Annotated in this window: 14 protein-coding genes, 1 tRNA gene and 1 pseudogene; 6 read left to right on the top strand and 10 right to left on the bottom strand. The window is 55.1% G+C overall.

Going from position 1 to position 17,762, the window contains the following annotated elements:
- Positions 1 to 756: 756 nt before the first annotated feature.
- The 3 genes from DWY76_RS12630 (at position 757) to DWY76_RS12620 (ending at position 3,391) form a co-directional block, all read left to right on the top strand.
- Positions 757 to 1,041 (top strand): hypothetical protein, encoded by a 285-nt coding sequence (locus tag DWY76_RS12630; protein WP_015538118.1) that lies wholly within the window; start codon positions 757 to 759, stop codon positions 1,039 to 1,041.
- Between the two features lie 164 nt (positions 1,042 to 1,205).
- Positions 1,206 to 1,670 carry a hypothetical protein gene (locus tag DWY76_RS12625; RefSeq protein WP_097774989.1) on the top strand — a complete coding sequence of 155 codons (465 nt, stop codon included), beginning with the start codon at positions 1,206 to 1,208 and terminating at the stop codon, positions 1,668 to 1,670.
- 83 nt (positions 1,671 to 1,753) lie between these two features.
- Positions 1,754 to 3,391 carry a recombinase family protein gene (locus DWY76_RS12620; RefSeq protein ID WP_243112043.1) on the top strand — a complete coding sequence of 546 codons (1,638 nt, stop codon included), beginning with the start codon at positions 1,754 to 1,756 and terminating at the stop codon, positions 3,389 to 3,391.
- Between the two features lie 180 nt (positions 3,392 to 3,571).
- Here DWY76_RS12620 and DWY76_RS12610 read toward each other — a convergent pair whose 3' ends face one another.
- Both DWY76_RS12610 and DWY76_RS12605 read right to left on the bottom strand, forming a co-directional pair.
- Positions 3,572 to 4,324: a carboxymuconolactone decarboxylase family protein gene (locus DWY76_RS12610; protein WP_120081510.1), complete on the bottom strand. Its 753-nt coding sequence runs from the start codon at positions 4,322 to 4,324 to the stop codon at positions 3,572 to 3,574.
- Positions 4,324 to 4,863: a flavodoxin family protein gene (locus DWY76_RS12605; protein ID WP_120081509.1), complete on the bottom strand. Its 540-nt coding sequence runs from the start codon at positions 4,861 to 4,863 to the stop codon at positions 4,324 to 4,326. The genes DWY76_RS12610 and DWY76_RS12605 overlap by 1 nt, the downstream gene beginning before the upstream one ends.
- A gap of 117 nt (positions 4,864 to 4,980) precedes the next feature.
- Between DWY76_RS12605 and DWY76_RS12600 the strand changes: the two genes are divergently transcribed.
- Positions 4,981 to 5,448, top strand: coding sequence for a MerR family transcriptional regulator (locus DWY76_RS12600; protein WP_120081508.1), 468 nt, complete (start codon positions 4,981 to 4,983; stop codon positions 5,446 to 5,448).
- Between the two features lie 38 nt (positions 5,449 to 5,486).
- Here the strand turns inward: DWY76_RS12600 and DWY76_RS12595 are convergent.
- The 5 genes and pseudogenes from DWY76_RS12595 to radC all read right to left on the bottom strand — a co-directional run bounded on the left by DWY76_RS12595 (position 5,487) and on the right by radC (position 11,919).
- Positions 5,487 to 5,722, bottom strand: a pseudogene (locus tag DWY76_RS12595) (DUF6061 family protein).
- A 243-nt stretch (positions 5,723 to 5,965) separates the two neighbouring features.
- Positions 5,966 to 6,043 (bottom strand) — tRNA-Pro (locus DWY76_RS12585).
- Positions 6,044 to 6,182: 139 nt separating this feature from the next.
- Positions 6,183 to 9,044, bottom strand: coding sequence for an excinuclease ABC subunit UvrA (uvrA, locus tag DWY76_RS12580; protein WP_120081507.1), 2,862 nt, complete (start codon positions 9,042 to 9,044; stop codon positions 6,183 to 6,185).
- A complete protein-coding gene (gene uvrB, locus DWY76_RS12575) occupies positions 9,031 to 11,088 on the bottom strand; it encodes an excinuclease ABC subunit UvrB (protein ID WP_120081506.1) in 2,058 nt (685 codons plus the stop codon). The genes uvrA and uvrB overlap by 14 nt, the downstream gene beginning before the upstream one ends.
- A gap of 111 nt (positions 11,089 to 11,199) precedes the next feature.
- Positions 11,200 to 11,919, bottom strand: coding sequence for a DNA repair protein RadC (gene radC, locus DWY76_RS12570; protein ID WP_044953632.1), 720 nt, complete (start codon positions 11,917 to 11,919; stop codon positions 11,200 to 11,202).
- A 162-nt stretch (positions 11,920 to 12,081) separates the two neighbouring features.
- On the opposite strand from radC, the gene DWY76_RS12565 reads away from it, so the two are divergent.
- Positions 12,082 to 13,089, top strand: a complete 1,008-nt coding sequence (locus tag DWY76_RS12565) for an RluA family pseudouridine synthase (protein ID WP_120081505.1) — start codon at positions 12,082 to 12,084, stop codon at positions 13,087 to 13,089.
- A 52-nt stretch (positions 13,090 to 13,141) separates the two neighbouring features.
- Entirely contained in the window at positions 13,142 to 13,702 is a 561-nt protein-coding gene (locus DWY76_RS12560) for a CatA-like O-acetyltransferase (protein WP_243112042.1), read from the top strand.
- A 50-nt stretch (positions 13,703 to 13,752) separates the two neighbouring features.
- Here the strand turns inward: DWY76_RS12560 and DWY76_RS12555 are convergent, their stop codons facing one another.
- From DWY76_RS12555 to DWY76_RS12545, 3 genes are all read right to left on the bottom strand, one after another.
- Positions 13,753 to 14,157 (bottom strand): hypothetical protein, encoded by a 405-nt coding sequence (locus DWY76_RS12555; RefSeq protein WP_097775441.1) that lies wholly within the window; start codon positions 14,155 to 14,157, stop codon positions 13,753 to 13,755.
- Between the two features lie 12 nt (positions 14,158 to 14,169).
- On the bottom strand, positions 14,170 to 15,456 hold the full coding sequence (locus DWY76_RS12550) for a diaminopimelate decarboxylase (protein ID WP_097775440.1): 1,287 nt from the start codon (positions 15,454 to 15,456) through the stop codon (positions 14,170 to 14,172).
- A gap of 272 nt (positions 15,457 to 15,728) precedes the next feature.
- Positions 15,729 to 17,624, bottom strand: coding sequence for a nucleoside-diphosphate sugar epimerase/dehydratase (locus DWY76_RS12545; protein WP_120081503.1), 1,896 nt, complete (start codon positions 17,622 to 17,624; stop codon positions 15,729 to 15,731).
- Positions 17,625 to 17,762 lie beyond the last annotated feature (138 nt).

Below are 17,762 nucleotides of genomic sequence, written 5' to 3'. Positions count from 1 at the left end.
GAAGGCCAGCGGTCACTTGTCGGGGCGGAGTCCCCTCCATCTTGCTAACGCAAGACCGTTCGGTCGCTTAAAAGCCCCACTGGGGCTTTCATTGCTCCGCTGCGCTGCGCAAACGCGAGCTTGCCTATGGCAGGCGGAACAGGCTCATCACACTACCAGCAAAGAGAAACAGGGCGTTCCCGACTGCTGGGTATCCGTAAAACAGTTTTCGAAAAATGACACGGCAACTGCCTGTCAGGATTGGTTACGGAGTACCCGGCTAGGCCGAGGAAGCATCAAGTCCCATGTCCGCACCGTCAAGGTGTTGGGTATGGGGCTTTTTGCATTTCAGGAACGTGTACATCTCTTGAAAGGTGTAACACACTAGACTTTGTACCAAAGTCGTGTGCCAAGGGTGCTGCGCCCCTTTGGAATCCCTGCTCACATCGCCTGTGGGCGATGTGGATTCGCCGGACAGAAAGCTCTCACAAAGGTGCACCGGGCTGTCTGCGGCGAGGAAAAGGCACTTCTGCGGAAGTGTAATAACCCACTATGACGCTTTCAGCCCTGCGGTCTGCAAAGTGTAGTGGGCTCTCCGAGGGGGAAACGGCTATATAGGGTGCGCTTCGGGCAAATCGCTGCGTACGTGCGTACCAATCTCTCGTACGCACGTACGCAGTAAAACGGCTAAAATCTCCTATATAGGGGTGTTCTTCTGGAAATCAATATGATATACTCAACTTAACCAACCATCAACTAATAGGAGGCGGTAATATTATGGGAAAAACTTTTGTGTGTAGCTTATGCCGTAATGGAATCATTGGCGGTGGTTTGTACATTGATGAACAGAGCATTACATATTCAACTCAAAAGCTCACAGTCAGTCCACTGTATCGCAACCTTGTATTGCCCATGAACGAGATAAGGGAGCTTTCATGGAGTCAGATGGTCGTTCCTGTTGCAGCAATTTCCATGAAAGATGGAGAATGTTATAAATTTATCATATATAACAAATCAGGATTTGAAAAGGCATATAAGCAATATAGCAACCACCAAGAATGAAATCACCTAGCAGGGTTTGGGGCAGGCACGCCCCAACAAGAAGCTGTCCCAAAAGGGCAAGAATTTTCAAGAATTGAAAATTTGTGGCCACGGGACGATTCTTGCTCTCACGAAAACCCATACTTTTTGAGAATCCGCTTTTCGCAGCCAAAGGAGGATGCACCATGAAAAAAGAGATCGAAGCCTTTGTCAACGCAGCCAACGAGCAGGAGTTGGAAGCCGCATGGAACAACCTCTCGGCAGAGGAACAGCGAGTTTTCGAGCAGCTCATGGAGGAAGACTCACCCGAAGATGCACTGGCATTTTTCGCACAGCTGTATGACGATGCCCCGAAAGAGCAGACCAGCGAGACTGTGAGCATCTCCGAAAATGAAATCTATTTCAAGCGGAAGCCCTTGACCGAAGAGCAGAAGAAACACGGCTCTTATGTGGACGAGAACGGCAACCTCCATGTCAAGAACCTGTCCGCTTTCTGGATTCCGGAACTGACCACCACGGAGAAAGTCGGTCACACCACCTACACCGTGACCGGCAGCTATGAGGGCAAGGAATCCTTTTTGAAGAAGCTGGAGCGCATTGTTGCCAAGAACGCCCAGCAAAAATTTGAAGATGAGGGTGCAGACGAATGACAACTGCACCCAATTCTGCTATACTTGACCCGGTAACCAATCCTGTACTGACAGTTGCTCCACAGAGTAAGGAGGACTCAACAATGTCTGGAGCAACGAATAAGATCACCGCACTTTACTGCCGGCTGTCGCAAGAGGACGCACGGCTCGGCGAAAGCCTGTCCATTGAGAACCAGAAGGCCATCCTTCTGGAATACGCCAAAAAGAACCATTTCCCGAACCCGGTGTTCTTTGTGGATGATGGCTACTCCGGCACGAACTATGACCGTCCCGGCTTCCAGAGTATGCTGACCGAGATCGAAGCAGGGCATATAGGAATCGTTATCACGAAGGATTTGTCCCGACTGGGACGCAATTCTGCCTTGACAGGTCTGTACACAAACTTCACTTTTCCCCAGTATGGCGTTCGCTACATTGCCATTAACGACAACTACGACACCATTGACCCGAACAGCGTAAACAACGATTTTGCGGGCATTAAGAACTGGTTCAACGAGTTTTACGCCCGTGATACCAGCCGCAAGATTCGGGCTGTTCAGAAGGCCAAGGGAGAGCGTGGAGTACCGCTGACGGTCAATGTGCCGTACGGCTATGTGAAAGACCCGGAGAACCCGAAACATTGGCTTGTTGATCCAGAAGCGGCTGCAATCGTGAAGCGCATCTTCTCCATGTGCATGGAAGGTCGTGGCCCGACCCAAATTGCAAACCAACTGTGGGTGGACAAAGTTCTGACTCCCACCGCCTATAAGTTGAGCCATGGCCTGAGTACGAATTCACCCGCCCCGGAAGACCCTTATCGCTGGGATAAAAGAGCAGTAAGTTCGATTCTGGAACGCCTGGAGTACACTGGCTGCACAGTCAACTTTAAGACCTATACTAACTCTATCTGGGATAAAAAGAGACATCTGAATCCCGTGGAAAATCAGGCTATCTTCCCGGATACACATGAGCGCATTATTGACGATGATGTGTTTAAAAAGGTTCAGGAGATTCGTAGCCAGCGTCACCGCATGACCCGGACAGGCAAGAGCAGCATTTTCTCCGGTATGGTCTACTGCGCTGACTGCGGTTCCAAGATGCAATATGGTTCGTCCAATCACAGGGACTTCAGTCAAGACTTCTTTGACTGCACCCTACACAAGAAGAATCGGAGCAAGTGCAAGGGACACTTCATCCGGGTAAAGGTTTTGGAGGGCCGTGTGCTAAGCCATGTTCAGCGGGTGACGGACTACATTCTCCGTCATGAGGACTACTTCCGCAAGGTCATGGAGGAGCAGCTTCGGGTGGAAAGCACCGAAAAGCTGACTGTCCTGAAGAAGCAGCTTGCCCGGAATGAGAAGCGGATCGCAGACCTCAAACGGCTGTTCATGAAGATTTACGAGGACAATGTTAACGGAAAGCTTAGCGATGACCGCTTCGACATGATGAGTCAGAGCTACGCTGCCGAACAGAAGCAGCTGGAAGAGGAAGTTCTCTCCATCCAGCAGGAAATTGAAGTCCAGGAACAGCAGATCGAGAATATTGAAAAGATCGTCCAGAAAGCGCACAAGTACGTTCATATTGAAGAACTCACCCCTTATGCTCTCCGTGAACTGGTGTCGGCCATCTATGTGGATGCCCCGGATAAGTCCAGCGGAAAGCGGGTGCAGCACATCCATATCAAGTACGATGGGCTGGGGTACATCCCTCTGGATGAACTGGAAGCAAAAGAAAAGGCGTGACCGAAGTCACGCCAAATCTTCCCCATTTAGGGAACTTTTGCAAATACTGTTTTATGGGAACTCTGCTACGGGGAACGCCCTGCTGTACATATCGCTGTTGTCTGTGACTTTTGGCAGGGTGCGTCCGGGTGGGCGCACCCTATTTTTGTTTCATCGTGGTTGGGTGTACGTCAAAACGCATCACCGCAACTCCTTATAGGTTTCTTCCGGCACCGGCTCGCACCACTCGTTAGAGGTGCCTTCGCCGGGCACTTCCACTGCCAGATGAGAGAACCAGCAATCGGGTGCAGCACCGTGCCAGTGCTTGACCTCCGGGGGAATGTTCAACACATCGCCCGGATGCAGCTCCTGCGGCGCTTTGCCCCATTCCTGATAGTAGCCCCGGCCTGCCACGCAGACAAGGATCTGCCCGCCACCCTTTGCGGCATGATGGATGTGCCAGTTGTTCCGGCAGCCCGGCTCAAAGGTGACGTTGTAAATGCCAACCTGTGCGGTGGACAGGGGTGCCAGATAGCTTTTTCCGCTGAAATATTGTGCAAAACCGTCGTTGGATGCACCGATGGGGAACACCATTTCACTCTGGTGCTTTGCCTTGGCATCCTCTGCAGCGTCCTCTGCCCAGACTTCCTTGGCCATACGGAAAGCCGCCCACGCCTTGGGCCAACCCACATAAAACGCCGCATGGGTCAGGATCTCTGCAATCTCAGTCCGGGTAATACCGTTGTTTTTCGCTGCCGTCAGGTGATACCGAAACGAGGAGTCCGCCAGTCCCTGCGCCATCAGTGCCACCACTGTCACAAGGCTGCGGTCCCGGAGGGAGAGTTTATCCTCTCGGCTCCACACCTGCCCGAATAGTACTTCATCGTTAAGTTCCGCAAATTTGGGCGCAAATTCGCCCAGAGCATCCCGCCCTGCTGTCTGTTTCACTGCCATTATACGTTCCTCCCCATCTCGTAAGCCTGTGCCATGGCAGGCGTACCGCACACTGCACCCGGCTCATAGACACCGCCCGCTACAAGGACTCCCTTTTCCACGGCTCCTTCCACGCAGTCTGCATAGCCCCGGAAGCAGGCCAGCGTAGTATCTGCAGAGGCTTTTTCCTCGTCTGCCATGGTGGTGATGTAGTAGAACTCTTTGTCCTTGACCTCAAGCCACCGTGCCACGGTACGGTCGATTACTGCCTTCAATTGGGCACTGATGGAGTAGAAGTATACCGGGCTTGCCAGCACAATGACATCGGCATCGATCATCTTTTGCAGGATGTCTGCCATATCATCCTTGTGGACGCAGGCTCCGCCGTGGGTGCTGCAGTAGTAGCAGCCGGAACAGGGAGCCACCTTTTTCTCAGCGACCCGGATCTTTTCTGCTTTGTGCCCGGCATCCTGCGCTCCACGCAGAAATTCATCGCATAGAATATCAGAGTTACCGCCCTTCCGGGGACTGCCAGACAAAATCAATACCTTCTTGCTCATAGAAACCTCCTTGACAGCAGAGTGCATCCGCATTATGATGTTGATAAAGTTTGATTTTATCATACAACTTAAAGCGCACTTTAAGTCAAGGGCTTTTTGAAAAAACGGAGGTTTCAGATGATCTATACCGTAGGTGAAATGGCACAAAAGCTGGGCGTACCTGCCTCCACCCTGCGCTACTACGACAAAGAAGGGTTACTTCCCTTTGTGGAGCGTTCCTCCGGCGGCATTCGGATGTTCCGGGAAACCGACTTCGAGTGGCTGCAGGTCATCCGCTGCATGAAAAAAGCCGGAATGTCCATCAAGGATATCCGGCAGTATATTGAGCTTTCCATGCAGGGAGACGACACCATTGACACCCGGCTGGAAATGTTCCGGCATCAGCGCGAGGCGCTCACCCAGCAGATCCAGCAGTTACAGCATACGCTGGAGACCGTGGAGTATAAATGCTGGTTCTATGAAACCGCCAAAGCCGCTGGGACGGTGGATGTCCCCGGTGCAATGACCGATGCGGATGTGCCGGAGCAGTTCCGTGCCATCCGACAGGAGCTGCGGGGACAGAAGATTCCGAATGGCGAAAAATAAGAAATGCCATTCCAGTTGCTTTTGGAACGGCATTTCTCTTAATCTTCTAGCCCATGGCTCCCAGCCGTATTTTTCAAATATTCTTTCGGCTCGCCATTCAGAATCAGCTCTGCATACGCCAGTAGGTCATTGTAGATAAGGTAATCCAATTCCGACCTCTGCGCCATGGTCACATTCAACGCATCCTCGACCCCGGTGCAGTCGCATCCCGGAGCAACAGTTCCACGCAGCCGGTGTCCATGTTGAATTTGCAGGCTCTTGCATCGTACTTCATGTTCGTATCCTCCTGAAATCATGTTGTGGCTTATGTCGGTCAATCTATGATTTCGGATTTCACCTTCCACGGACACCTGCATGGAACTTGTCGGGGCAAAGCCCCTCCATCTGCTAACGCAGACCGTTCCATCGCTTAAAAGCCCCACTGGGGCTTTCATTGCTTCGCAAACGCTAATTTTCCGAAGAAAACAAATAATCCGAACCCATCTCCTATCGGAAACAAGTTCGGATTATTTTTGTTTGGTCCGAGTGGCGAGAATCGAACTCACGGCCTCTTGAACCCCATTCAAGCGCGCTACCAAAACTGCGCTACACCCGGATATCGACCGCCGCTTCCCTACCGAAGCGTGGCGACATGAGATATTATACTCAGATACAGCAGTTTTGTCAACAGATTTTTACAATTTTCTTTGCTTTTTTCGTAAAAAGTCTGATTTTTGCGAAAGTACGCGCTTTATTCATTTTTGCTCTTTCGCTTGCAGAAGCTTGTCTTTTTCCAAAAGCGGTTTCAGATATTGACCGGTAAAGCTGCCCGGCACCTCTGCCACCTGTTCCGGCGTGCCTTCGGCCACGATCTCGCCGCCTGCACTGCCGCCTTCAGGGCCAAGGTCAATGATATGGTCGGCGCACTTGATAAGATCCAGATTGTGCTCGATGACAATAACCGTGTTGCCCGCATCTACCAGCTTCTGCAGCACCTCGATCAGGCGGTGCACATCTGCAATATGCAGGCCGGTAGTAGGCTCGTCCAGAATATACACGGTCTTGCCAGTGCTGCGGCGGGCCAACTCATTGGCCAGCTTCACGCGCTGTGCTTCGCCACCGGAAAGGGTAGTGGCGCTCTGGCCCAGTGTTACATAACCAAGACCCACGTCCAACAGGGTCTGCAGTTTGCGGGCGATCTTGGGCTGGTTGGAAAAGAATACCACTGCTTCCTCCACGGTCATGTTCAGCACATCGGAGATGGTCTTTTCCTTATACTTCACTTCCAGCGTTTCGCGGTTGTAACGCGCCCCCTTGCATACCTCGCAGGGCACGTACACATCCGGCAGGAAGTGCATCTCGATCTGCAGAATACCGTTGCCCTCACAGGCTTCGCAGCGGCCGCCCTTGACATTAAAACTGAAACGCCCCGGGCCGTAACCGCGCATTTTGGCATCCTGTGTCTGGGAGAATACCGTGCGGATATCATTGAACACACCGGTATAAGTGGCCGGATTGGAGCGCGGCGTACGGCCAATGGGCTGCTGGTCGATACCGATGACCTTATCCACAAATTCCAGCCCTTCTACCCCATCGCATTTGCCTGCGCGAGAACGCGCACCGTTCAGCTCGCAGGCAAGCGTCTTATACAGAATTTCGTTGATGAGGCTGGACTTGCCGGAGCCGGAAATGCCGGTAACGCAAATAAACTCTCCCAGCGGGAATTTCACGTCGATATTGTGCAGGTTATTTTCCCGTGCACCCCGTACAGTAAGGTAATTGCCGTTGCCGGTGCGGCGGGTCTGCGGTACGGCAATGCGTTTGCGGCCGGAGAGATAATCGCCGGTGATGCTGCGCTTTGCCTTGCAGATGTCCTTCACGCTGCCAGCGGCTACGATCTCACCGCCATGCACGCCTGCGCCCGGGCCTACATCCACGATATAATCCGCGCTGCGCATGGTATCTTCATCGTGCTCTACCACGATCACCGTATTGCCGAGGTCGCGGAGATTTTTCAGGGTGGCAATAAGCTTGTCGTTATCGCGCTGATGCAAGCCGATGGACGGCTCGTCCAGCACATAGAGCACGCCGGAAAGCGCACTGCCGATTTGAGTGGTCAGGCGGATGCGCTGGCTCTCGCCGCCGGAAAGAGTGCCTGCTGAGCGGGCCAGCGTGAGATAATCCAGACCCACGCTCTGCAAAAACTGCAGGCGGTTCCGGATCTCCTTCATGATCTGGCCGCCGATCTGCTTCTGTTTTTCGGTCAGGTTCGGTTCGTTCTCGGCAATGAATTTCAGCTCGTCCCGGATGGACATTTCGCAGAAATCGCTGATGTTCTTATCCCCGATGGTCACAGCCAGCACCACGGGTTTCAGGCGCTTTCCGTGGCAGTCCGGGCACTCCACGCCGGACATGAAGCTGCCGATTTCTTCCTTCATCCACTCGCTGTTGGTCTCGCGGAAGCGGCGCTCAAGGTTCTCCACGATGCCCTCGAAGGTATTATAATACACACCGCTTCCGAACTCATTCGTGCGATGCATCTCAATTTTTTCGCCATTGGTTCCGTACAGCAACGCATTGACAGCTTCGGTGCTCATCTCTTTGATGGGCGTATCCAGCGTAAAGCCGTACTTTTTGCCAAGGCCAAGGTAATACATTTCGGATACAGACCCCTCGGCATAGTACCAGCCGCTGGCCTTGATGGCACCCTCACGGATGGAAAGGTTCCGGTTGGGCAGGATGCGTTCCTCGTCCACTCGCATAAAAGTGCCAAGGCCGGTACACTTTTCGCAGGCTCCCAGCGGGTTATTGAAGGAGAAGAGCCGGGGTGACAGGTCGCTGATGGAAATGCCGTGCTCCGGGCAGGCAAAGTTCTGGCTGAAGGTCATACAATCGCCGCCGATCACGTCCACTTCGGCGATGCCGCCGGTAAGCGCCAGCGCGGTTTCCAGCGAATCTGCCAGACGGCCCCGGATGCCCTTGCGCATGGCAAGGCGGTCCACCACGATCTCCACCGTATGCTTGATGTTCTTTTCCAGCTTGATCTCTTCGTCAAGATCATACAGGTTGCCATCGATCTTCACACGAGCATAGCCACTGCGGCGGGCAGCATCCAGCTCTTTCTGCTGGGTGCCTTTGCGCTGGCGCACCACAGGAGCCAGCACCTGAAACTTCGTACCTTCGTCCAGTTTGAGCACCGCGTCCACCATTTCGTCCACGGTCTGCTGGCTGATCACCCGCCCGCACACCGGGCAGTGGGGCACGCCCACGCGGGCGTACAGAAGTCGCAGATAATCGTAGATCTCCGTCACGGTGCCCACGGTGGAACGCGGGTTGTGGCTGGTGGTTTTCTGGTCGATGGAAATTGCCGGTGACAGACCGGTGATCTCATCCACATCGGGCTTGTCCATGCGGCCCAAAAACATGCGTGCGTAGCTGGAAAGGCTTTCCACATAGCGGCGCTGGCCGTCGGCATAGATGGTGTCGAACGCAAGGCTCGACTTGCCCGAACCGGAAAGGCCGGTCATGACGATCAGCTTTTCCCTCGGGAGGGTCAGGTTAACATTTTTCAGGTTGTGCTCGCGGGCACCTTTGATGACGATTTTATCGTTTGCCAAGGTATTTTCTCCCTTTTCGTTGTGTCTGTGAATGATTCTGTTTGCGCTCCGTTTCTGCCGCAGAGTCCACCGTCGGGTTCTCGCCCCGGCGCAGTCGGTCGATCTGGTCACGCAGGAAGGCCGCGTGTTCAAACTCCAGCAGCTTCGCCGCTTCCTTCATCTCACGGGTCAGGCGCTCGATGGCGGCCTCCCGCTCCATCCTGCCCATGCGGCGGGTGTTCAGCTTAGCGTTCTCCGCTTTATCGCTGATCTCGATGCTGTCTGCAATGGCCTTGACGATGGTTTTGGGCACGATGCCGTGTTCCTGATTATAGGTCATCTGGATGGCGCGGCGGCGCTCGGTCTCGGTGATGGCGCGTTCCATGCTGTCGGTGACGACATCCGCGTACATGATGACAAGGCCCTCGGCATTGCGGGCCGCGCGGCCAATGGTCTGGATCAGGCTGGTCTCGCTGCGCAGAAAGCCCTCTTTATCCGCGTCCAGAATGGCCACAAGGCTCACCTCAGGCAGGTCAAGACCCTCGCGCAGCAGGTTAATGCCCACCACAACATCAATGGAGCCAAGGCGCAGGTCCTTGATGATCTCCATGCGCTCAAAGGTGTCCACCTCGTGGTGCATATACTTGACCTTGATGCCCTGTTCGGTAAGGTAGTCGGTCAGGTCTTCGGCCATTTTCTTGGTCAGCGTGGTCACGAGAACGCGCTCGTGCCGCTGGATGCGGGTATTGATCTCGCCCAACAGATCCACCACCTGCCCTTCCACCGGGCGCACCGAAATGAGCGGGTCCAAAAGGCCGGTGGGCCGGATGACCTGCTGCGCCACCTGCGTGCTGTTCTGCCGCTCGTAGTCGCCGGGCGTAGCCGAAACGAAGATCATCTGGTTCAGCTTGGACTCCACTTCCTCGAACTTGAGTGGGCGGTTATCGAAGGCGGACGGCAGGCGGAAGCCGTACTCCACCAGCGTTTTTTTGCGGGCATAGTCGCCGCCGTACATGGCGCGCACCTGCGGCAGGGTAACATGGCTCTCATCCACAAACAGCAGAAAATCATCCGGGAAATAATCCAGCAGAGTGGTGGGCATACTGCCCGGCGCACGGCCCGAAAGCACCGCCGAATAGTTCTCGATGCCTTTGCACATGCCCACCTCGTTAAGCATCTCAATGTCGTAATTGGTGCGCTGGGCAATGCGCTGCGCCTCGATCAGCTTGCCCTCGGCGGTGAACTGCTTCACCTGTGCGTCGCACTCGGCGCGGATCTTTTCCAGTGCTGCGGCCTTCTTCTCGGCGCTGACGATATAGTGGCTGGCCGGGAAGATGGCTACATGCTTGACTACATTCTGTTTGGCCCCGGTGAGAGGGTTGAACTCCGTGATGCGGTCGATCTCGTCCCCAAAAAATTCCACACGGATGGCAAGCTCGCTCATATAGGCAAGGTAGATGTCCACGATATCGCCGTGGACACGGAACTTATTGCGCACAAAATTCACATCATTGCGTTCATATTGCAGCGTCACAAGCTTCTGGCACAGCGCGTCGCGCTCCATCTGCATGCCGGGGCGCAGGCTGATGACCATGCTGCGGTAGTCGATGGGGTCGCCCAGCGAGTAGATGCAGGAAACCGATGCTACAATGATCACGTCCCGCCGCTCCGAAAGCGCCGCCGTGGCCGAATGGCGCAGGCGGTCGATCTCGTCGTTGATGGCGCTGTCCTTTTCAATATAGGTATCCGTGCTGGGGATATAGGCTTCCGGCTGGTAGTAATCGTAGTAGGAGACGAAATACTCCACCGCGTTGTTGGGGAAAAACGACCGGAACTCGGTGCACAGCTGGGCCGCCAGCGTTTTGTTGTGGGCCAGAACCAGCGTGGGCCGGTTGCATTTTGCAATGACATTGGCCATGGTAAAGGTCTTTCCGCTGCCGGTAACACCCAGCAGGGTCTGGCAGCGGTCGCCCCGCTCCACGCCTTTCACCAGTGTTTCAATGGCCTGCGGCTGGTCGCCGGTGGGCTGGTAAGAGGATACCAGTTCAAATTTTTCGTCTGCCATCTTCCCTCTCCTCTCCGGCCCTCGCGCAAAGAACCACAATCAGTTGTATTTTACGATTTGATTATAGCACGCCAGTTTTATAATGTAAACACTTTTTTGTTGTTTCACGAATCAAGGCCAGAAAAGCGTACCTGTTTTAAAGTCATAGATCGGCAGGCGGTTTGCGTCCCGCATGGAGAAATACTCCGTATCGGTCAGGATGAAGTGATCCAGCAGATGGATGTTCACAAGGCCCAATGCCCGGGCAATATTGCCAGTGGCCTCCAGATCCTCCATGGAGGGCAAGGCCGCACCGTTGGGGTGGTTGTGGCTGAGCACCACCGTGTCGGTGCCGCCCTTGATGGCCGCAGATACCACATCCTTGATGTCCAGACTTACCCGGTCGGTGGTGCCTTCCCGCAGCCAGACCGCCGCGCGCACCCGCTTACGGCTGTCCAGACTGACCAGCATTGCACGCTCGTAATCCGACCACGCAAACTTCGCCATCAGATAGCTGCCCATCTGCTCCGTAGTTCTGATGCAGCGGGTAGTGCTGGTACGGCTGCGGCCATAGTAGCGACTGATCTCCGGCAGCAGATGCAGCATCCGGGCTGTGGCCGGGCCTACGCCCTCCACAGTGCACAGCTCTTCCTCGCTGGCTTCCAGCACAGCGGCAAAATCGCCAAAGCGGTCGATCAGGTCGTGAGCGATGCCGTTGGTGTCCTTCTGGGCGTTGGTGAGGTACAGCACATATTCCAGCGCTTCGTGCTCGGCCAGACTGTCCAGACCGTAGTTCTGCACCCGTTCGCGCATCCGCTGGCGGTGTCCCTGATGCCGTTTGTGTTCTGCCATTGCGGTACTCTCCTTCTGATTCATTCCTTATAATAGTACCCATTTTGCGCCCGGAACTCAAGGCTTTGCGGTAAAATAGTTTTGATCCGGGGCGTTTCCGCGTTGACTTGCAGCCAAGGCTGTATTACTATAAAGGTATCTCTTGAAAATTGAGGAACATTTATGAAACAATATACCGCAACCGCCAACGACGACGGCGTTCGTCTTTCCCGCTTTGTGCAGAGCGTGACCCGCGATTTTCCCACCAGCCTTTTGTACAAGAGCTTCCGCAATAAGCGCGTGAAGGTAAACGGAAAAAAGGCCGTGCCGGAGTACCGCATTCAGGCAGGCGACCTGATCGAGCTGTACATCAACGACGAGTTTTTCCCGCCGGAAGGCGCAAAAATCGTGCAGAAGGCCGCGCCGAAAAAAAAGCAGAATCAGCCCAAGGTCAATGTCATTTATGAGGACGAAAACATTGCTGTGCTGTACAAACCCACCCACCTTTTGTGCCATAGCGACCGCACCGGCGATGCGAACCTTGTGGATGCTTTTACCCAGTATCTGGCCGAAAAAGGCGAATACGACCCCCACGGCGAGAACCGGTTCAAGCCCGGCATTTGCAACCGGCTGGACCGCGGCACCGAGGGCCTTGTGATCGCCGCCAAGAGCTACACCGCCCTGCGGGACATGAACGAGATCATCCGCACTGACCTACTCAAAAAGGAGTACTACACCATCACGGTGGGTATCCCGCAGTCCGGGCGGTTCACCGCATGGTGGGAGCACGACGAGAAGAACAACAAGGTAAGCATCCATGCACATCAGTCGCAGGACGAGCGCCGCAAGCAGATCATTACGGACGTGGACGTACTGCGCACCGCCGGGCCGTTCGCCCTGTGCAAGATCGGCCTTGTCACCGGCCGCACCCACCAGATCCGTGCACATCTGGCCTATCTGGGCCGTCCGGTTCTGGGCGACATCAAGTACGGCAACCGCAAGATGAACGAGCGCACCGGCACCAAAACGCAGGCCCTGTGCGCTGTGCGGGTCACTTTCCTTGATATTCCCGAGGAAAACACCCTGCATTATCTCTCCGGCAAGGTCGTCAAGCTGAAGGACCCCCAGATCGTAAAGCAGTTCGATGCACTGGATAAGAGCAAGGCAGATGGGGAAAACGACCATGCATAAAATCGACATGAACACGTGGCCGCGGGCAGAGCTGTTCCGGTTTTTTTCCGGAGTGTCACAGCCATTTTACAGTGTCACCTTCCGGGTGGACGTAACGAATCTCCACGCCTACACCAAAGCCCGCGGCATTTCCTTTTATTATGCCCTCGGCTATCTCGTGACCGATGCCGTGAACAGCGTGGTGAATTTCCGCTATACCATCCGGGACGGCGAGGTCTGGCTGCTGGATAAGCGCATCCCCAGCCTGACCGACCTGAAGCCCGGCAGTGAGCAGTTCCACATCGTCACACTGCCCAAGACCGGCACGCTGGACGAGTTCTGCTGCGCCGCAAAAGCTAAGAGCGCTGCACAGCAGAGCTTTCTGGATCAGGACTGCGAGACGGACGCGCTGATCTACATTTCCACCACGCCGTGGTTTGATCTGACCAGCTGCACCAACGAGCGGGATTTTGACAAAGACGACGCCATCCCCCGCATCACATGGGGCAAGTTTGTACCGGAAAACGGCCGCGAAACGCTGGGCATGAGCCTTGAGGTGAGCCACCGGTTCATCGATGGGTATCACCTGGGGCAGTTTTATCAAACGCTTCAAAAAAGCATTGATGAATTGTAAAAAACGGCCGCTGTACTTCACCGTACAGCAGCCGTTTTTCTTTTTGTTCTTTACTTTTTGTCGGAGTCCTGCTCCGCCTTTTCCTGCGATTCCTGTTCACGGCGCAGCTCTTTGATGCGCTTTTTCTCGCTCTGGACATGGGGCCATGGCCAGCTGAAGCCCTCGTTCTCACGGCACCATTTGACCAGCGGATAGAAGGCGAAAGCCAGACCGAAGAGGTACAGCAGAGCGTACAGCAGGGCATCCAGCGTGATGAGCGCATCCAGTGCACCGATCACCGCCACCACACAGCCTGCCTTCAAAAAGAACAGGCCGTTCTGGCGGCAGTATTCCTCAAAGTGTTCCGCTTTGACGGCACGACGGCCCTGATCTCCCCAGACACGGGGATTTTTCATGACCGAATAGCCGTAGAATACCATCATCAGGCCAAGGGTGAGCTGAAAGCCAAAAAACATTTATGATACCTCTTAATCTTCAAACAGCGGCTTCATCAGGGGCAGGAAATCCAGCGTTGCAAAGTAATCGCGCGGAGTCTCGGCACGGCGGATCAGACGGTGGGTGCCATCCTCGCACAGCAGCACTTCGGCGCTGCGCAGCTTGCCGTTGTAGTTGTAGCCCATGGCAGAGCCGTGTGCACCGGTGTCGTGGATATAAACGATGTCGCCAATGTCGATCTTGGGCAGCATCCGGTCAATGGCAAACTTGTCGTTGTTCTCGCACAGACCGCCCACCACATCGTACATATGGTCGCAAGGCTCATTTTCCTTGCCCAGCACGGTGATGTGGTGGTAAGCGCCGTACATGGCCGGGCGCATCAGGTTGGCTGCGCAGGCATCCAGACCGATGTATTCCTTATAGATGTGCTTTTCGTGGATGGCAGTTGCCACCAGTGCGCCGTAGGGGCCGGTGGTAAAGCGGCCCATCTCAGTAAAGATGGCCACATCGCCCATGCCTGCGGGCACCAGAATTTCCTCAAACTTCTTGCGCACACCCTCGCCGATGGCCATGATATCGTTCTCGGTCTGCTCCGGGCGGTACGGGATGCCCACACCGCCGGACAGGTTGATATAACCGATGTGCACACCGGTGGCCTTCTGCACCCGGACAGCCAGCTGGAACAGGATACCTGCCAGCTCCGGGTAATACTCATCGGAAATGGTATTGGAAGCAAGGAAAGCGTGGATGCCGAAGTTCTTGGCACCCTTGGCGGCCAGCTTCTTGTAGCTTTCGATCATCTGCTCCTCGGTCATGCCGTACTTGGCATCGCCGGGCTTGTCCATGACCTGAAAGCCCTCTTCGCTCTCGCCCAGACTGAAGGTGCCGCCCGGGTTATAGCGGCAGAAGATGTTCTCCGGCACACCGGCGACACGCTCCAGAAATTCCACCATGGTGGCATCGTCCAGATTGATATAGGCACCCAACTCGTAGGCCTTCTTCATATCCTCCACGGGAGTCTGGTTGGAGGAGAACATGATTTCACTGCCGGAGAAACCGCACACCTCGCTGAGCATCAGCTCAGTCAGGGACGAGCAGTCCACGCCGCAGCCCTCCTCCTTGAGGATCTGCAGGATGACAGGGTTTGGCAGAGCCTTGACGGCAAAATACTCCTTGAAGCCTTTGTTCCAGCTGAATGCCTTGTTGATGCGGCGGGCATTTTCACGGATGCCCTTCTCATCGTAGACATGGAACGGCGTGGGCACATCCTGAATGATCTCCTGTGCCATCGCCTCGGTCAGAAACGGTTTCTTTTCCATAGTAACATCCCTCTCATTTTATATGCACGCGGCCGATCGCCGCAGTGACATCAGTAGAAACTCCTTTCGTCATCGCTGATGCGATGCCACCCATTCCCCTTTTTGTCGCTGGCGCGACATCTGTTTTTCTCTTTGTTACCTGTGGTGACATTTTCCCCGGCGCAGGGAGAATCTGTCCCGGCCGGGGGGAAGTCTTTCTCAAAGAGGGAGGCTTTGCCGCACGGACAAGCTCCCTCTTTGAGGGGGCTGTCTGCGCAGCAGACTGGGGGAGTTTACAGCTTCAGATTCTGGCGGGTGGGGGTGAAGGTCGGGATCATCTTTGCCAGCTGCTGCACCACACCCTCATCGTTGTGCTCTGCCGCAGCGGCAAGCTCCTGCAGCTGCCCGTAGAACTCGGCCAGATCGATGCTGCGCGGCGAAGCCACAAAAATTTTATTGTGCTGGGTGCGGCGCATCTTATCCTGCTCCTCGTCCATCATCAATTCTTCGTAGAGCTTCTCGCCCGGACGCAGACCCACGATCTTGATCTCCATATTCACGCCCGGCTCATAGCCGTAAAAGCGGATGAGCTGCTTGGCAAGATTCATGATCTTGACCGGCTCGCCCATGTCCAGCACATAGATATTGCCGCTTTCGGCCAGCGCACCGGCCTGCAGCACCAGCTGGGCCGCTTCCGGAATAGTCATAAAGTAGCGCTCAATGTTGGGATCCGTCAGGGTGACAGGCCCGCCTTTTTTGATCTGGGCCTCAAACAGCGGAATGACGCTGCCGTGGCTGCCCAGCACATTGCCAAAACGCACAGCCACACACTTCATATCCGTGTTGCCCGCAAAGGTCTGGATGAGCATTTCGCAGATGCGCTTGGTGCAGCCCATCACGCTGGTGGGGTTCACGGCCTTATCAGTGGAAAGCTGCACGAACCGCTCCACGTCGTGTTCACTGGCGCTCACCAGCAGATTTTTGGTGCCCAGAACATTGTTCTTGACCGCTTCTGCAGGGCTGACCTCCATCAGCGGCACATGCTTGTGTGCTGCCGCATGGAACACCACAGTGGGATGATATGTTTCAAAAACCTCATCCAGACGCTTTTTATCGCGGATGGAGCCAATGAGCACCGTTACCGGGATATCCCGGCCGTACTTCTGCTGCAGCTCCATCAAAAGCTCATAGGCGCAGTTCTCGTAGATATCAAAAATAAGCAGCTTGCCGGGCTTGAAGCGCATCACCTGACGGCACAGTTCGCTGCCGATGGAGCCGCCGCCGCCCGTGACCAGAACGGTCTTGCCGGTGAGGTAGCCGGAGATCTGATCGGTATCCAGCGTCACCTCATCGCGGGAAAGGAAGTCCGCCGGGTTCAACTCGCGGAAGGCTCCCTGCTGCGGTGTACCGCTGCCCACCAGCTGCGGGTCACTGAGCAGCTGCACCGCACAATGGGTGCTGACGCACAGATCGATGACATGGTTCAGCTTGCTGCCCTTCAGGGTAGGAATGGCGATGATGATGCTGTGGATGCCGTAGCGCTTGCACAGGTCCGGGATATCCTCCAGCGTGCCCTTCACCGGCACCCCGTGGATGGTCTGGTTGAGTTTTGTGGGATCATCGTCCACCGCCACCACCGCGTGACCATATTCCTTATTGGATTTGCACACGTTGATGGCCCACGCACCGGCTTCGCCTGCACCTACGATCATCACCGGGCGGTTGGGGTCCTTGCTGGCAGCGCCGCGCAGCTTTTCGCCCAGCGGATGGTTCAAAAACAGCCTCCATGCCAGACGGCTGCCGCCCACCAGCAGGAAGATGAGCACCGCCGCCATACAGTTGGCGGAGTTGAACAGCACGCCGTGGATGCACAGACGGTTGACACAGTAGACGACAACGGTAGGCACAGCCACCGTTCCCGCCAGACGCATCAGGTCGCGTTCACCGGCATACTTCCACAGTACGGAGTACAGCCCGCTGAACAGAAAGCTGGCAATGTACACCGCCACGATCCATGGCAGATTTTCGTACAGAAGCTCACGGTTATGCGGCCACCAGGCAGCTTCCACTGCTCCGTCTGCACGCAGCAGAAGCGCAAAATAAAAGCTGAATGCAACAATGGCTGCATCCAGCAGCACAAGCAGCGCCCGGCGCGCAAGCACCTGCGGCGTGTTCTTTTTATCTTTCACAAAAAAGTCCTCTTTTTGCACACGGCGTAAAACGCCGCTGTTTTTGCCGGAAGGAGCTTCCGGCGTTCCGTCCTGCCCGGCGCACCGGACAGTCCTATCTTTATATTATACTCAGAACACTGCAGAATGTCCAGAAAA

This window comes from Faecalibacterium sp. AF27-11BH, assembly GCF_003603005.1.
In the GTDB taxonomy this organism is placed as follows: Bacteria; Bacillota; Clostridia; order Oscillospirales; family Ruminococcaceae; genus Faecalibacterium; species Faecalibacterium taiwanense.
This window is presented reverse-complemented; position numbering and strand designations above follow the sequence as displayed.

Excerpts from the sequence above, each read along its gene's own strand:
- DWY76_RS12600 (WP_120081508.1), top strand. The coding sequence starts at position 4,981 with ATGATCTATACCGTAGGTGAAATGGCACAAAAGCTGGGCGTACCTGCC.
- DWY76_RS12550 (WP_097775440.1), bottom strand. The coding sequence starts at position 15,456 with ATGGAAAAGAAACCGTTTCTGACCGAGGCGATGGCACAGGAGATCATT.
- DWY76_RS12630 (WP_015538118.1), top strand. The coding sequence starts at position 757 with ATGGGAAAAACTTTTGTGTGTAGCTTATGCCGTAATGGAATCATTGGC.
- DWY76_RS12625 (WP_097774989.1), top strand. The coding sequence starts at position 1,206 with ATGAAAAAAGAGATCGAAGCCTTTGTCAACGCAGCCAACGAGCAGGAG.
- DWY76_RS12555 (WP_097775441.1), bottom strand. The coding sequence starts at position 14,157 with ATGTTTTTTGGCTTTCAGCTCACCCTTGGCCTGATGATGGTATTCTAC.
- DWY76_RS12605 (WP_120081509.1), bottom strand. The coding sequence starts at position 4,863 with ATGAGCAAGAAGGTATTGATTTTGTCTGGCAGTCCCCGGAAGGGCGGT.
- radC (WP_044953632.1), bottom strand. The coding sequence starts at position 11,919 with ATGGCAGAACACAAACGGCATCAGGGACACCGCCAGCGGATGCGCGAA.
- DWY76_RS12610 (WP_120081510.1), bottom strand. The coding sequence starts at position 4,324 with ATGGCAGTGAAACAGACAGCAGGGCGGGATGCTCTGGGCGAATTTGCG.
- DWY76_RS12565 (WP_120081505.1), top strand. The coding sequence starts at position 12,082 with ATGAAACAATATACCGCAACCGCCAACGACGACGGCGTTCGTCTTTCC.
- DWY76_RS12620 (WP_243112043.1), top strand. The coding sequence starts at position 1,754 with ATGTCTGGAGCAACGAATAAGATCACCGCACTTTACTGCCGGCTGTCG.
- uvrB (WP_120081506.1), bottom strand. The coding sequence starts at position 11,088 with ATGGCAGACGAAAAATTTGAACTGGTATCCTCTTACCAGCCCACCGGC.